The following is a 15,593-nucleotide window of genomic DNA, read 5'->3' on the forward strand; positions in this document are numbered from 1 at the left end:
TATGGTGATCCCCTGGGCGAAATGCGCCTGGTAAGCAGAGTTTTTGAAATGTAAGGCCTTTGAATAAGACAAAAGGCTGCCTCATCGCTAACTTTGCAACAGTGCCATAGAAAGGTTACATTTCTAAAAATTATAACGCTGACCTGGGGACCGGGAATATGTATTCATTTATCGCACGCCAGCCTATTTTTGACACAAAAATGCAGACCGTCGCTTATGAGCTGCTTTTCAGAGACGGAATGAACAATGCCTTTCCCGATGTTTCACCAGAATACGCCACGTCCAGAATGATTTCTGACCAGTTTTTATGCATCCCTGTTCCCCGTATAGCCAACAATCACAGTTCTTTTATTAATGTGCCGCACCAGATGATCATTAACGGACTGGGCGATACGCTGCCGAATGAAAAAGTGGTCATCGAAATTCTGGAAAATGCAGTCCCGGATGATGCGCTTTTCTGTGCCGTAAAGGATATGCACGACAGGGGTTACCAGCTTGCGCTCGATGATTTCACGATGGATGATGAATGGGACCGCTTTATGCAGTATATTTCTGTCATCAAATTTGATGTCAGAGACAATGACTATGAAGATATCCGGCAATATATCCACAGAAAAAGTCAGCTTCTGCAGGGCATAAAATTCCTTGCTGAAAAAGTGGAAACAAGGGACGAGTTTGAGCTTTACAGCCGGGCGGGTTTCGCGCTTTTCCAGGGATTTTTCTTCAGTCGCCCGGAAATCCTCAGAAATAAATGCCTTTCCCAGAACCCCCTGCCACTCTCCAGGCTGATGATGGAGGTGAACAGGGAAAACCCGGACTTTGCCGCGGTCGAACGTCTGCTTAAAACCGATCTGACGCTGTCATATAAAATCATGCGCTACGTCAGAAACATGCTGTTTAAATCACATGGCATAATTCAGGCGGACAATCTTACCCTGAAAGAAATGCTGATGTATATGGGGGGCAAAGAACTCCGGCGGTTTGTTGCGGTGGCCGCCCTTTCAAATATGGGGCGTTCCGGCATCAGTGAACTTTATCATCTGAGCATGGTTCGCGGAAAATTCTGCGAATTAATTGCCGAAAAAATAAATAATGTTTCATTATCCTATAACGCATTTATATGCGGTCTGTTTTCATTGCTGGATGTCATTCTTGAACTCCCCATGGACGATTTAATTAAACAGATTTCAATCCCGCAAAACGTAACTGCCGCGCTTTGTGAACATAAAGGTGAACTTTTTGACATACTGACCCTGTCGTTATGTTATGAGAAACTTAACTGGGAGGAAACCGCGAAAATATGTAATACCCTCAATATCAGCGAGTTCACTGTTATAGAAACCATGCAGGCCGCAACAAAATGGGCGGACGAGCTCGCCGTCTGTTAAGGATATTTATCACAAGACAAATCAGTCATACACATCATTTTTTAATTAAAGAAGGCTTTGTTGAATAAATCGAACTTTTGCTGAGTTGAAGGATCAGATCACGTATCTTCCCGACAACGCAGACCGTTCCGTGGCAAAGCAAAAGTTCAAAATCACCAACTGGCCCACCTACAATAAAGCCCTCATCAACCGTGGCTCCATAACTTTCTGGCTGGATGATGAAGCTATTCAGGCCTGGTATGAGTCAGCAACACCTTCTTCACGAGGCAGACCTCAGCGCTATTCTGACCTTGCCATCACGACTGTGCTGGTCATTAAACGCGTATTCAGGCTGACCCTGCGGGCTGCGCAGGGCTTTATTGATTCCATTTTTTCTCTGATGAACGTTCCGCTACGCTGCCCGGATTACAGCTGTGTCAGCAGGCGGGCAAAGTCGGTTAATGTCAGTTTCAAAACGCCCACCCGGGGTGAAATCGCACACCTGGTAATTGATTCCACCGGGCTGAAGGTCTTCGGTGAAGGCGAGTGGAAAGTCAAAAAGCATGGCCAGGAACGCCGCCGTATCTGGCGTAAGCTGCATCTCGCCGTTGACAGTAAAACACATGAAATCATCTGCGCTGACCTGTCGCTGAACAACGTTACGGACTCAGAGGCCTTCCCCGGGTTAATCCGGCAAACCCACCGGAAAATCAGGTCAGCCGCCGCCGATGGCGCTTACGATACCCGGCTATGTCACGATGAACTGCGGCGTAAGAAAATCAGCGCGCTTATCCCTCCCCGAAAAGGTGCGGGTTACTGGCCCGGTGAATATGCAGACCGTAACCGTGCAGTGGCTAATCAGCGAATGACCGGGAGTAATGCGCGGTGGAAATGGACAACAGATAACAACCGTCGCTCGATAGCGGAAACGGCGATGTACCGGGTAAAACAGCTGTTCGGGGGTTCACTGACGCTGCGTGACTACGATGGTCAGGTTGCGGAGGCTATGGCCCTGGTACGAGCGCTGAACAAAATGACGAAAGCAGGTATACCTGAAAGCGTGCGTATTGCCTGAAAACACAACCCGCTACGGGGGAGACTTACCCGAAATCTGATTTATTCAACAAAGCCATTAAAGAAATACCGGTGAACGCCGTTATATCCGCTTATCCAGACACAACGAGACACTATTATCATGGTAATAACTCCAACTTATTGATAGTGTTTTATGTTCAGATAATGCCCGATGACTTTGTCATGCAGCTCCACCGATTTTGAGAACGACAGCGACTTCCGTCCCAGCCGTGCCAGGTGCTGCCTCAGATTCAGGTTATGCCGCTCAATTCGCTGCGTATATCGCTTGCTGATTACGTGCAGCTTTCCCTTCAGGCGGGATTCATACAGCGGCCAGCCATCCGTCATCCATATCACCACGTCAAAGGGTGACAGCAGGCTCATAAGACGCCCCAGCGTCGCCATAGTGCGTTCACCGAATACGTGCGCAACAACCGTCTTCCGGAGCCTGTCATACGCGTAAAACAGCCAGCGCTGGCGCGATTTAGCCCCGACGTATCCCCACTGTTCGTCCATTTCCGCGCAGACGATGACGTCACTGCCCGGCTGTATGCGCGAGGTTACCGACTGCGGCCTGAGTTTTTTAAATGGCGGAAAATCGTGTTGAGGCCAACGCCCATAATGCGGGCGGTTGCCCGGCATCCAACGCCATTCATGGCCATATCAATGATTTTCTGGTGCGTACCGGGTTGAGAAGCGGTGTAAGTGAACTGCAGTTGCCATGTTTTACGGCAGTGAGAGCAGAGATAGCGCTGATGTCCGGCAGTGCTTTTGCCGTTACGCACCACCCCGTCAGTAGCTGAAGAGGAGGGACAGCTGATAGAAACAGAAGCCACTGGAGCACCTCAAAAACACCATCATACACTAAATCAGTAAGTTGGCAGCATCACCGACAAAAGGCTGCCTCATCGCTAACTTTGCAACAGTGCCCTTATTCGCACCTTCCCTAGCTAAAGCAAAAAAAAGTGCTCAAAAAATTCTGGAGAAAAAATCCGTTTCTGCCGATACTGCCTCTGCGGGCTGTGCCTATTTCAGGACAATGGACTCTCACCCGTTAAGAGATGGGGAAAATGAACTGGCAGCGCTTCAACAAAGTAAGTAGTTTTTCAGGAGAAACCAGTGGCATAGTAAAGAAAAATTTTATTATTACCGCGGCGTTGCTGAGCAGTCTCTTTCTGGCGGCAATAGTGAATCTTTTATATATCGCGGATAATCTTAATAATAAAGCAGACGCGCGCAGCAGTTTACTTTTGCAAAAAGCCCTCACTAACCGGCAGGAAAAGATACGCGCAAATTTAATGGATAATGCCGACTGGGGCGAAGCGTATAATAATTTGCACAAGCAGGTGAATGTTAAATGGGCATGGGACAGCCAGAACCTTGGTGAATCGCTTTACACGAATTACCAGTATGAAGGCGTATTTGTTTTGTCTCCCGCCGGGGAGACGCGTTATAGCGTCATTGAAGGAAATCTTGTCAGCCAGCCTTTCGAGAAATGGCTCAACCGGAACATCACCAAAGAACTTTTTAACGACCTCTCACAAAGCCAGGGTAAAGCCGTCTCACGCCTTATGATGACCAACGGGCAACTCACCTTACTGGCGGCGGCCCGGATCACGTCGGAAGACGATGAAAGCATCACGCCGGTGGCGGAAGATGCCTCGGTACTGATTTTCGCCGACGTGTTAACGCCCGTTAAACTGGAGAAAATGGGCAACGAATACGGCATTCATAATGCGCATACGTTCGGCAGAATGGAGCCACACCTGAAAGCCGACTACCGGGAAGCTCAGCTTATTTTACCCATTGATAATGGCGATGTTCTGATTGAGTGGCGAAGCGACGATCCGGGCAGAGCGCTGATGAACCGGGAACTGCCGTTAATCATCATTCTGATGTTATCGACCATTGCATTTACCTGGTTGATGCGGCGTGGTGCGTTAATCAAAGCGCAAATTAATGACGAAAATGTTTTCCTGCTTGAGCAAAGCCGACAAGCGCTTACGGCAAGTGAACGACGCTTTCGCGACGTCATTGAAGCCACCACCGACTGGATTTGGGAAGCGGACAGCGAGGCACGGCTAACGTGGTTATCCGACCGTTTTTCCGGCGTTACCGGTCATCATTCTGACGACTGGCTTGGGCGGAACATGTTGGATTTCATCCACAGCGACAAAATCCTTTTTCATCACTGGCTGCTGAATCCGCAGACGAGCAGTAATTACACGCTCAAAAAGGCCCGCTATTTCTCAGCTCAGGGCCATCAGCGTTACTGCAATGTGGTGGCGAAGCGCGACATTATGGATGATGGTTCTATGGGCTTTCGCGGTACGGTGACCGATGTCACTCTGGAAGTGGAGGCGCAGGAGCGTGCCGAGTATTTATCGCGGCATGATGAATTAACCGGCCTACCAAACCGGGTCAGAATGAAAGAGTTTCTGGAAAGTGAGCTGCGTTCTTTACCCGATCCGGATCATCCCCTGGCCATGATCAGCCTCGACCTGGATAAATTCAAACCGGTAAATGATTTATTCGGCCACAATGCGGGCGATGCGTTACTCAATGAAGTCGCCAGCCGGTTGCGGTCCTGTACCCGTAAAATCGATCTGGTTGCCCGGCAGGGCGGAGATGAGTTTATCCTTATTCTGCCGGATATTTATGTGCGTAAAGACATAGAGACGCTCTGCCAGCGCATTGCCAGTGAAATAAGCCGGCCTTTTATCGTTAACGGCAATGAAGTGTATATCAGCGTGAGTATGGGGATTGCACTGGCGCCTCAGGATGCAATGAACGCCAGCGATCTGATTCGGTTATCCGATATCGCATTGTATAAAGCGAAAAATACCGGTCGCAATAACTGGGTGTTTTACGAACCCAACATGGGCGAGTACTTAATTCAGCGCCGGGAAATGGAAAAAGAGTTTCGTGAAGCGTTATGCACAGACCAGTTTCAGCTGGTTTATCAGCCCCGTTACGACATTAAAACCTCGCGTATCGCTGCTGTCGAAGCACTGGTTCGCTGGCAGCATCCGCGTCTCGGTTTACTGATGCCGGATCAGTTCATCCCGCTTGCGGAAGAGGCGGGCCTGATCGTTGCCATGAGTGATGTGGTGCTGGAGAAAGCCTGTAAAGATATGGTGCATCTCTCGCCCGATTTGGTTATTTCGGTCAATATTTCGGCGGTGGAGTTTAATACCCGTTGCCTGGCGAAACGGGTAAAGGCTGCGCTGCAAAAATCGGGGCTTAAACCGTCCCGGCTGGAGTTAGAAATTACCGAAAACGTGACGATTTCCAATCCGGATATCACGCTGGAAACCATGAAGCAGCTGAAGGATATCGGCGTACGCTTTTTGATTGATGACTTTGGAACCGGCTACTCGGCATTAAGCTATCTGAAACGCTTCCCGTTCGACGGAATAAAGCTGGATAAATCTTTTGTGTTCGCCATGGAGGAATCGGAAAACGCCAAAATCATCGTTGAGAATATTATCGGCCTTGGCAAAGCCTATTCGCTGGCTGTCACCGCTGAAGGCGTGGAAACGGCGGAGCAGTTGAAAAGGCTTAAACATTATCACTGTGACGAGGCGCAAGGGTATTTCATCGGGAAGCCTGTCGCGCTTGATGTGTTAAATTTAGAGGCACTGTTGCAAAGTTAGCGATGAGGCAGCCTTTTGTCTTATTCAAAGGCCTTACATTTCAAAAACTCTGCTTACCAGGCGCATTTCGCCCAGGGGATCACCATAATAAAATGCTGAGGCCTGGCCTTTGCGTAGTGCACGCATCACCTCAATACGGGGTTTGAGGGCCAATGGAACGAAAACGTACGCTAAGAAGTTAATTCATTGTTTAAATTGAAATTTAGTTCTCTTAGTTCCCCCTTCAAAATATCCTCCGGTAGCGTAAACGTATAATGCCCCAGCATATTGATATGCCCGTGCATCAGTGGGGACAACCGGGCGATATCTTCAACCCCGATTTCTTCTCCATTACTGCGTATCCAGCTCAGGGCTTCCTGCATATAAAGTGTGTTCCACAGTACCACTGCGTTAGTGACCAGGCCCAGTGCCCCCAGCTGATCTTCCTGACCTTCACGATAGCGCTTTCTGATCTCACCGCGCTGCCCGTAGCAGATCGCCCTCGCCACAGCATGGCGGCCTTCCCCCCGGTTTAGCTGCGTCAGGATCCGCCGACGATAATCCTCATCATCAATATAATTAAGAAGGTACAGCGTCTTGTTGACGCGCCCCACTTCCATGATCGCCTGTGCCAGCCCTGATGGGCGCGAGCTTTTCAGCAAAGAGCGAATGAGTTCTGAAGCATGAATGGTGCCCAGTTTCAGCGAACCGGCGGTTCGCATCATCTCATCCCACTGATCCTCGGCTTTCGACAGATCGGCACAACCACGTGCCAGTTCGTCCAGTGCACCGTAATTTGCCGATTTATCCACTCGCCAGAATACCGCTTCACCGGCATCGGCAAGCCGGGGGGAAAACTGGTATCCCAGCAGCCAGAAGAGGCCAAAAATAATGTCGCTGGTACCGGCTGTGTCTGTCATGATCTCAACCGGATTCAGCCCTGTCTGCTGCTCCAGAAGGCCTTCCAGCACAAAAATGGAATCTCGTAATGTGCCGGGGACAACGATGCCGTGGAATCCAGAGTACTGATCAGAGACGAAGTTGTACCAGGTGATGCCACGTCCGGAACCAAAATATTTTCTGTTAGGTCCTGAATTGACGGTTTTCACCGGCGTGACAAAGCGCATGCCATCAGCTGAAGCCACTTCGCCACCACCCCAGCGGCCAGCAAGCTCCAGTGTGGACTGAAAATCAACCAGGCGGGCATTGGCGCTGACCAGCGTTTCTGCCCGGAGGTAATTCTGTTTTACCCAGCTAAGCCGGTGGCGCGTCAGCGCCGGTATATTGTGCTTTATCAGCGGTTCCAGCCCGATATTGCAGGCCTCTGCCATCAGGACCGCGCACAGGCTGATGTGCAGATCCTGTGCCCGGGCCCCGGATTCACTGACATGCGTAAACTCACGTGTAAATCCCGTTCTGGCATCTATTTCAAGCAACAGTTCCGTCAAATCTACTGGCGGGAGTAGCAGCCTTACCCGACTGTTGAGACGATGCAACGATGGTGGCTCCTCCAGTTTCTCCAGGCTGCTGATAGTCAGGGAAGGATGTTTACCGTCATGGCAAATATGAACCTCCGCATTTCCTTCAAAGCGGGATGCGACGGTTTTCCAGGTTTCATCTAGCTGGGCCGCCAACTGTTGCACGCCTTTATGTCCATCAGTGGGATGTCCCAGCGCCCGGCAAACGGGGACCCGCTGAGCCTGCCATTCTTCCCCCTGCAACAGCTTCTCGCGGGGATTTCCCCAGCGATCGCTGTTTTCGAGCCAGATGTCCCTTCGACGTAGTGCATCCTGAAGGCGCTCCAGCAGACAAAGCGAGTAACCGGCACGCTGTATCCGGCCCTCCGCATCGTATACCAGGCGTTTCCAGGGGCCGGTAATAATATGTTCAGGCGCATTGTCCAGGATGCGCTTTTTCGAGCCGTTCAGTTCGGTCAGATAATGAATGGCGGACAACGTATGTTCTCCGGCTGGCGCTGCCTGGAAATGCAGGTCGCGCAATACCGCCGGAAGAAAGCGCTTTACCCGCCCGTACTGCTCCACCATTTCGTCATGGAAATTGTTGTTCTGAGGCCGGGCCAGCTCATTTACCTTGCTGACGGATTCTGCCAGCCTGCTTTTCGGTATGCTGTTGAATATGGTCTCCCTCAGTTCAGCATCGTCAGCCTGTTCATCCAGCAACAATGAACATGCCCGCGCCAATATTAGCGCAGCACGATCAAGATCTTTAAGCGTCCTGAGCCGTTTTTTCTGCCCCGTTTTCTTCGCCGCACGAGTGATATCCAGTATCAGCATATCGAGCACATCAACGGCCTCATCCAGCGCCGCAGTCTCCTGCGCTTTAACGAATGCTGTGAGTACGGCCAGTTTTCTCTGCTGTGGCATTCGCGCGATATATTTTACCGACGCCATGCCTGCGTAACGGGCCAAATTACGCAGTTGTATAGCAGGCAGACCGGTAAAATTCAGTCGGGAAAATTCCAGGTTTCGCAGCCGGATATACCGCTCCAGCGCTTCGGTAAATGCCGGGCCGCTGACGGTGACCGGTCCCTTTTTCAGTTGCTCCAGCGGTGAAGTACGCTGCCCCTCAGGAATGTCCAGAAGCTCCGTCACGCGGGCGGTCTGCCAGCTGTCCGGCAACGCGGCCAGTTTCTTCCACAGCCGCTGATTTGCCCGTTCGCGTATTTCACTGACGAGACGTACAAGTGTGGTTGCTCCGGGCAGCAGGACCTTATTCTGAAGCAGCCACGCGGTGGCAAAATCAAACATAAGGCCGGGTCGCTCATTACTGAGCCATGCGCGGGTTTACAGCAGGCGCTTCAGGCGGAAAGACCAGGGGAAATCGCCAAATTCATGGTAACCGTAATATTCCTTAATCAGCGCAGTATGCTCTCTGAGGGTGGTAACCCGTTCTGCGTAGCGGGTAAGGACTTCCGGACGGCGAATATTAAGCTGCACCGCGACAAATTGCTGAACACCTGGCAGAACCCGGGTTAAGTCTGTCAGAAAGGTGCCCAGAAAACGGGCGGTGGTGAGCTGAAGCGCAATTCCCAGCCGGTTATGCCTTCCCCGCCGCTGGTTAATGAAGGCAAGATCCCGCTCATCAAGATGAAAATAGCGCGCCAGCTGCACGTCATTGGGTTCTGCAACATAGCGACCATAATTCAGTTCCTGCTCAGTGGTCAGAAAATCGACGGGCATACCGGCCTCCCTGCCTGATGGTCATGAATTAACAATTTCGCAACCGTCCGAAATATTATAAATTCTCGGACACACTAAAATGGTGTTGTCTAGGTGTCTATTAAATCGATTTTTTGTTATAACAGACACCCACTGTCCGATATTTGATTTAGGATACATTTTTATGCGACTTTTTGGTTACGCACGGGTATCAACAAGCCAGCAGTCCCTCGATATTCAGATCAAGGGGCTTAAAGAGGCGGGGGTGAAAGCCAGTCGCATATTTACCGACAAAGCATCCGGCAGTTCTACCGACAGGAAAGGACTGGATCTGCTGCGAATGAAGGTGGAGGAAGGTGACGTCATCCTGGTGAAGAAACTCGACCGGCTTGGCCGCGACACTGCCGATATGATCCAACTGATAAAAGAATTCGACGCTCAGGGAGTCGCGGTCCGATTCATAGACGACGGGATCAGCACCGACGGTGAAATGGGGAAAATGGTTGTGACCATTCTTTCAGCTGTAGCCCAGGCCGAACGCAGGAGGATTCTGGAGCGTACGAACGAAGGACGGCAGGAGGCCAGGCTGAAAGGTATCCGGTTTGGCCGAAAGCGCATCATCGACAGAAATAGTGTACTGGCACTTCATCAGCAGGGAACTGGTGCAACAGATATTGCCCGCCGGCTCAGTATTGCCCGTTCCACTGTTTATAAAATTCTGGAAGATGAGAGCCGGGTTAATCTGAGCAAAATTTGAGGACGAACATGAGTGATGTAAAGGCATTCAACAATTGCATGAGTGTGTTCTGGCGACAGCATGAAGCCGAATTCTCTCGCTTTCTGACATCGAAGACAGGTGATAGCGAAAAAGCAGCAGACCCGGAGAAGACGAAGGTGATTATCGTGACGCTTGCCGAAACGACACCTGTACTGGAAGCCGCTAACCTGCAGCAGGATCTACGCCGAGCTGGCATCGAGCCGTGGGCATGGGTCGTTAATAACAGCCTGGCAGCTGCTCAACCGTCTTCGCCTTTCCTGAAGATCAGGGCGAACCGCGAGCTGCCTCTCATCTCTGATGTGGAAGAGCAGTATGCAAAGCGTATTGCATTAACAGCGCTACAGAGCGAAGAGCCGGTTGGTATTGACCTGCTGGAAGAAATGGCGAAGTAATAATGAAGGGGGCAAATGCCCCCTTCGTCTTTATTTCAGTCTTTTACCTGAATCATCAACGACTTTTTCACCGTCTTCCTTGGTGAAAGCCGCTTTCTGGGCATCTGGAAGGATATCGAGAACAACCTCTGAAGGACGGCAAAGTTTAGTTCCCAGTGGCGTCACTACGATCGGACGGTTGATCAGAATCGGATGCTGTAGCATAAAGTCGATGAGCTGGTCGTCAGTAAATTTATCTTCTGCAAGACCCAGTTCCTCATACGGCTCGACGTTCTTACGCAGCAAAGCCCGGACGGAAATGCCCATATCCGCAATGAGTTTGAGCAGCTCATCGCGTGAAGGTGGAGTCTCAAGGTAAAGAATAACGGTCGGCTCGATACCGCTGTTGCGGATCATCTCCAGCGTATTACGCGACGTGCCGCAGGCTGGGTTGTGATAAATGGTGATGTTGCTCATATCAGTATCTCATTACAAAGTGAAAGAGAGACGTAGCGCCAGCGCGGCCAGCGTTACAAACAGCACAGGCAGAGTCATGACGATCCCGGTGCGGAAATAGTATCCCCATGTGATGGTCATGTTCTTCTGTGAAAGGACATGCAGCCAGAGCAACGTTGCCAGGCTACCAATAGGTGTAATTTTCGGTCCAAGATCGCAGCCAATCACGTTGGCAAAAATCATCGCCTCTTTGATAACGCCTGTTGCAGTGCTGCCATCAATAGAGAGAGCACCAACCAGCACGGTAGGCATATTGTTCATGATGGAAGAGAGGAAAGCCGTCAGGAAGCCAGTACCAAACGTCGCGGCCCAAAGTCCTTTATCTGCCAGCACGTTCAACACACCGGAGAGGTATTCTGTTAGTCCGGCATTACGCAGACCATAGACCACCAGATACATTCCCAGAGAGAATATGACGATCTGCCATGGCGCACCGCGAAGCACTTTGCCAGTGTTAATGGCATGGCCTCGCTTCGCCACCGCAAACAGAATGACAGCCCCTACAGCAGCAATCGCACTGACCGGGATACCCAACGGCTCAAGGACGAAAAAGCCAACCAGAAGAAGGATCAACACTATCCAGCCGGTTCTGAAGGTTGCCAGATCTTTAATCGCTTTTGCCGGTGCTTTCAGGAGAGCCAGGTCGTAAGTTGGCGGAATATCTTTGCGGAAGAACAGATGCAGCATCACCAGCGTGGCGATAATGGCTGCGATATCCACCGGCACCATTACCGACGCATACTCAGTGAAACCCAGCCCAAAGAAGTCTGCAGAAACGATGTTAACCAGGTTGGACACGATAAGCGGCAGACTGGCCGTATCGGCAATAAACCCGGCGGCCATGACAAATGCCAGCGTAGTGCCTTTGCTGAAACCTAATGCAAGCAGCATGGCGATAACAATTGGCGTCAGAATCAATGCCGCACCATCGTTGGCAAACAGTGCCGCCACCGCTGCGCCGAGCAAAACGATATAGGTAAACAGCAAACGCCCGCGACCGTTACCCCAACGTGAAACGTGCAGCGCCGCCCATTCGAAAAAGCCCGATTCATCGAGCAGAAGGCTGATAATAATCACGGCAATAAAGGTCGCCGTCGCATTCCAGACAATATTCCACACTACAGGGATATCACCAAAATGGACTACGCCAGAGATCAGCGCCAGTACCGCGCCCAGCGTCGCACTCCAGCCGATCCCTAATCCCTTCGGTTGCCAGATAACCAAAACGATGGTCAGGACAAAAATAGCGCCTGCCAGTAACATAAATCCTCCAGACAGGACGGCTTTGCCGCCCTGTATATACAAAAAAAATTAAACAACCAGCTCTCTGAGTTTCTCGATGCCAGTGGGCTCTGCAGCCATTACCGGTACTAACGCTATGCGGCTTGCATGCTGGTTTTTCACAACCTCGATTTGAGGACGCTCTTGTAGGGCGCGCTGGCAAAGCAGCGGCGATTGCGTCTGTGCAATCGAAAGGCTGTTATTGATAATCCAGCCCCAGGGATGAATCCCCGCACGTTCAAGATCGGACTGCAGGTTTGCCGCTTCCAGTACAGGTGTGGTTTCAGGCAGAGTGACCAGCAAAACTTTGGTACGTTCCTGGTCCTGAAGCTGCATCATCGGAGTGGTAAAATGACCTTTATCCCCCATCTTCCTGGCAATCTCACGGTGATAAGCCCCGGTAGCATCAAGCAGTAATAGCGTATGCCCGGTAGGTGCCGTATCCATGACCACAAACCGTTTGCCAGCTTCACGAATTACGCGTGAAAACGCCTGGAACACCGCAATCTCTTCTGTGCAAGGAGAACGTAAATCCTCTTCGAGCAGCCGTTTCCCAGCCTCATCCAGATCCCTGCCTTTCGTCTCAAGAACATGCTGACGATAGCGTTCAGTTTCATCGTGAGGGTTGATTCGGCTGACCTGCAGATTTTTGAGGCTGCCATTGAGCGTTGTACTGAGATGTGCAGCAGGATCTGAGGTGGTGAGATGCACATCAAAACCCTTATCCGCCAGACTGACGGCGATAGCCGCAGCCATTGTGGTTTTGCCCACACCACCTTTGCCCATCAGCATAATCAAACCGTGTTCACTGCGGGCGATATCATCAACCAGGACAGACAACGACATATTCTCTGGCTTGTTCTGTGGGCTTTGTTCAGGAAGCGATGTTATCTCAGCGTGTTCGTTGAGCAGGCCTTTCAATGCGGATACACCAACCATGTTCAGCGGCTGCAGGTATAAGTTGTCTGTCGGCAAATCAGATAACCCGGCAGGAAGATTTGCCAGCGCCTCTTGCTCCCGTTGCCATATTGCAGCGGCCAGTGCATCACGTTCTGCTTCGCTCGCAGGCAGGACACCGTTAATGACTAAATACTGATTTTTAAGGCCAATAGCTGATAATTCGTCATGAGTACGAGCGACTTCCTGCAGTGTTGATTTTTGCAATCGCGCGACCAGCACAAGGCGAGTTCGTTCAGGATCGGATAATGCCTCAACCGCATGAGCATATTGCTCGCGTTGTTTTTCCAGCCCAGCCATTGGACCAAGACAGGAAGCACCATCCGGGTTACTTTCGATGAAGCTGCTCCAGGCTCCGGGAAGCTGAAGAAGGCGAATAGTGTGGCCAGTTGGGGCAGTATCAAAAATGATGTGATCAAAGCGGGTCAGCAGAGAAGCGTCAGTCAGTAAGCCAGTAAACTCGTCGAATGCAGCGATCTCTGTCGTACAAGCTCCTGAAAGCTGTTCACTGATGCTGTTAACAACGTCATCAGGCAAAAGACCTTTAATAGGGTCAACGATTCTGGCGCGGTATTGCTGGGCGGCGTCCTGCGGGTCAATCTCCAGAGCCGAAAGACCAGACACAGCAGTCACGGGCTGGATAGTGTTACCGATAGTCTGATCGAATACCTGACCGACATTGGAAGCCGGGTCGGTACTGACAAGCAGAACACGCTTTCCCAGTTCAGCCAGACGTATAGCCGTTGCGCAGGAAATCGAAGTTTTGCCTACACCTCCCTTACCGGTGAAAAACAGGTAAGACGGGATATTCTCTAAGAATTTCATAAGTCCTCCTGACATACTCAACAACAGGAAGTTTTACCACCACAGCAACTGGTGGAAGCTAAACCCACCTTTTCCAGCGGTATACCAAACCAGCGAGCCAGTTCAGCGCGTTTTGGGTATCGCCCGGCCATCACCGTTTCACCATCAAGCAACAGCAGCGGAAGCCCTTCAGCTCCAGAAGCCTCAAGGAATGCTTTCGCTTTTTCGTTCTCAACGAAGCTCATAGGCTGCTGCGCCAGGTTATAACGTTCGATCTGAACCCCACGCCCTTTCAGCCATTGCACATCAGCAGAAAAATTGACCAAAACCTGATCGACATCTGAACCACAAACGCCGGTACTGCAGCACATCGCCGGATCAAACACCGTTAACATTTTCATCTTTAACACCTCATATTCGTAAAAACATATATGTACAGGCAAAATTTTTAGATACAAACAGCCTTACCGCTGCCAGAGCAGTTGGCCGATGCCAGCTTACGGGCGATGGCCTGTACGTCGTCCTGTTGACTTAACCAGGCCTGCTCAATCACCAGGGCAGCCCAGGAAGGAATATGCGGGGATAAGCGATAATGAACCCATTTCCCCTGCTTGCGATCCAGCAACAGGCCACTTTCCCGAAGCATCGCCAGATGGCGGGAGGTCTTGGGTTGTGATTGTTCCAGCGCTGTGCAGAGATCGCATACGCACAGCTCCCCCATCTCCCTGAGCAGTAGCACGATACCCAGGCGGGTTTCATCAGATAGTATTTTGAAAAGTTGTAGGGATGCAATTTCTGGCATTATGTACTCCTGCTATGAATGGGTATTGTCTCTCCACCAAAACAAGAAGTCAAAATCATATGTGTTTTCTCGCATGTGAGTGCAGGTGTCACTATGCGGTTGAAAAACGACCTGATGTGCGATCGTTACGTTAGTTGGGTAGGTAAAAAAGTCATTTGAGGCTAAAACATTGCTTAGTGCGGGCTTTCAGTTCATAGAGAAGAATGAATAATATCAATTATAACAATTGGTTATTTCCTTAGCGTACGTTTTCGTTCCATTGGCCCTCAGACCCCGTAAAGGCTAAGGTTGTTTTCGATCTGATCACTTCTGATGACGCTGGGAAATGAGATTCCGGCGGTAATGCCATGATTTATAGGCCAGCTTCAAAGGCATGGTAATCGTAAACAGAGTGCCAAGAACAAGAATAGCCACGCCAAAGGAAATGGCATGCATCCTCGAGCCCGCCAAAAGTGTGACCACAAAAATCAGTAACATGACTGACAGCACCCATATCAGGGCCTTAAAACGGTTTGCCAGATCGTTCAGGAGGGTATCCATCTCCGTACCCGTTTTAGCTGAACTGGCCTGCAGCCGGACAATGTCCTCTTCACTGAAGCCGTGGTTCGTCAGATCACTTTCATGGTTCATGCTTCTCTCCTTTTCCCTGCGGGAAGTTTAACATGCCCTGCGCTAATAACCAGTTAAGCCCGACCGATAACCTGTCAGGTGGTTACGGGCTATCAGTTCTTTCTCACTGATAGCCATCACGTCATCCTAAGTAAGCCAAAAGCAGACTGTACCAGACCAATAATCCCCAGGTGGCCGGCGTAAGCATAATGGGGTCAGT

General features: G+C 50.6%; 12 protein-coding genes and 2 pseudogenes. 5 read left to right on the plus strand and 9 right to left on the minus strand.

Annotated elements, in window-relative coordinates:
* Positions 1-158: 158 nt before the first annotated feature.
* Positions 159-1,388: an EAL and HDOD domain-containing protein gene (locus ACOTXI_RS22850; protein WP_000286799.1), complete on the plus strand. Its 1,230-nt coding sequence runs from the start codon at positions 159-161 to the stop codon at positions 1,386-1,388.
* 85 nt (positions 1,389-1,473) lie between these two features.
* Positions 1,474-2,442, plus strand: coding sequence for an IS5-like element IS903B family transposase (locus ACOTXI_RS22855; RefSeq protein WP_421766144.1), 969 nt, complete (start codon positions 1,474-1,476; stop codon positions 2,440-2,442).
* A 137-nt stretch (positions 2,443-2,579) separates the two neighbouring features.
* On the opposite strand, the gene ACOTXI_RS22860 is transcribed toward ACOTXI_RS22855, so the two are convergent.
* Positions 2,580-3,277, minus strand: a protein-coding gene (locus tag ACOTXI_RS22860; protein ID WP_228717362.1) for an IS1-like element IS1B family transposase whose coding sequence is annotated in 2 segments (ribosomal slippage) — positions 2,580-3,028 and positions 3,028-3,277 — 699 coding nt in all. Because the reading frame shifts where the segments join, the coding sequence is not laid out codon by codon here.
* Between the two features lie 234 nt (positions 3,278-3,511).
* Between ACOTXI_RS22860 and ACOTXI_RS22865 the strand changes: the two genes are divergently transcribed.
* The gene (locus tag ACOTXI_RS22865; protein ID WP_045620044.1) at positions 3,512-6,097 is read left to right on the plus strand and encodes a bifunctional diguanylate cyclase/phosphodiesterase; all 2,586 of its coding nucleotides are present in this window, start codon (positions 3,512-3,514) and stop codon (positions 6,095-6,097) included.
* A gap of 33 nt (positions 6,098-6,130) precedes the next feature.
* Here ACOTXI_RS22865 and ACOTXI_RS22870 read toward each other — a convergent pair.
* Both ACOTXI_RS22870 and ACOTXI_RS22875 read right to left on the minus strand, forming a co-directional pair.
* Positions 6,131-6,232: pseudogene (locus ACOTXI_RS22870) on the minus strand (IS6 family transposase); the annotation flags it as partial.
* Between the two features lie 35 nt (positions 6,233-6,267).
* A pseudogene (locus ACOTXI_RS22875) lies at positions 6,268-9,276 on the minus strand (Tn3 family transposase).
* 163 nt (positions 9,277-9,439) lie between these two features.
* Between ACOTXI_RS22875 and ACOTXI_RS22880 the strand changes: the two are divergent.
* Positions 9,440-10,012 carry a recombinase family protein gene (locus ACOTXI_RS22880; RefSeq protein WP_001556711.1) on the plus strand — a complete coding sequence of 191 codons (573 nt, stop codon included), beginning with the start codon at positions 9,440-9,442 and terminating at the stop codon, positions 10,010-10,012.
* Between the two features lie 8 nt (positions 10,013-10,020).
* Positions 10,021-10,425 (plus strand): ArsA-related P-loop ATPase, encoded by a 405-nt coding sequence (locus ACOTXI_RS22885; protein ID WP_004118313.1) that lies wholly within the window; start codon positions 10,021-10,023, stop codon positions 10,423-10,425.
* Between the two features lie 30 nt (positions 10,426-10,455).
* Here the strand turns inward: ACOTXI_RS22885 and arsC are convergent, their stop codons facing one another.
* From arsC to ACOTXI_RS22915, 6 genes are all read right to left on the minus strand, one after another.
* Complete coding sequence (gene arsC, locus ACOTXI_RS22890; RefSeq protein WP_000065758.1) at positions 10,456-10,881, minus strand: glutaredoxin-dependent arsenate reductase; 426 nt, start codon at positions 10,879-10,881, stop codon at positions 10,456-10,458.
* A gap of 12 nt (positions 10,882-10,893) precedes the next feature.
* Positions 10,894-12,183, minus strand: a complete 1,290-nt coding sequence (gene arsB, locus ACOTXI_RS22895) for an arsenite efflux transporter membrane subunit ArsB (RefSeq protein ID WP_000922630.1) — start codon at positions 12,181-12,183, stop codon at positions 10,894-10,896.
* A gap of 48 nt (positions 12,184-12,231) precedes the next feature.
* Entirely contained in the window at positions 12,232-13,983 is a 1,752-nt protein-coding gene (gene arsA / locus ACOTXI_RS22900) for an arsenite efflux transporter ATPase subunit ArsA (protein WP_001556710.1), read from the minus strand.
* A gap of 17 nt (positions 13,984-14,000) precedes the next feature.
* Positions 14,001-14,363 carry an arsenite efflux transporter metallochaperone ArsD gene (gene arsD / locus ACOTXI_RS22905; protein WP_000783215.1) on the minus strand — a complete coding sequence of 121 codons (363 nt, stop codon included), beginning with the start codon at positions 14,361-14,363 and terminating at the stop codon, positions 14,001-14,003.
* Positions 14,364-14,410: 47 nt separating this feature from the next.
* Positions 14,411-14,764, minus strand: coding sequence for an As(III)-sensing metalloregulatory transcriptional repressor ArsR (arsR, locus tag ACOTXI_RS22910; RefSeq protein WP_001114073.1), 354 nt, complete (start codon positions 14,762-14,764; stop codon positions 14,411-14,413).
* 303 nt (positions 14,765-15,067) lie between these two features.
* The gene (locus tag ACOTXI_RS22915; RefSeq protein WP_023327699.1) at positions 15,068-15,394 is read right to left on the minus strand and encodes a hypothetical protein; all 327 of its coding nucleotides are present in this window, start codon (positions 15,392-15,394) and stop codon (positions 15,068-15,070) included.
* Positions 15,395-15,593: the final 199 nt, after the last annotated feature.

The sequence above is a fragment of the Enterobacter cloacae complex sp. BZL2005 genome (genome assembly GCF_049238885.1).
Taxonomy (GTDB): domain Bacteria; phylum Pseudomonadota; class Gammaproteobacteria; order Enterobacterales; family Enterobacteriaceae; genus Enterobacter; species Enterobacter roggenkampii.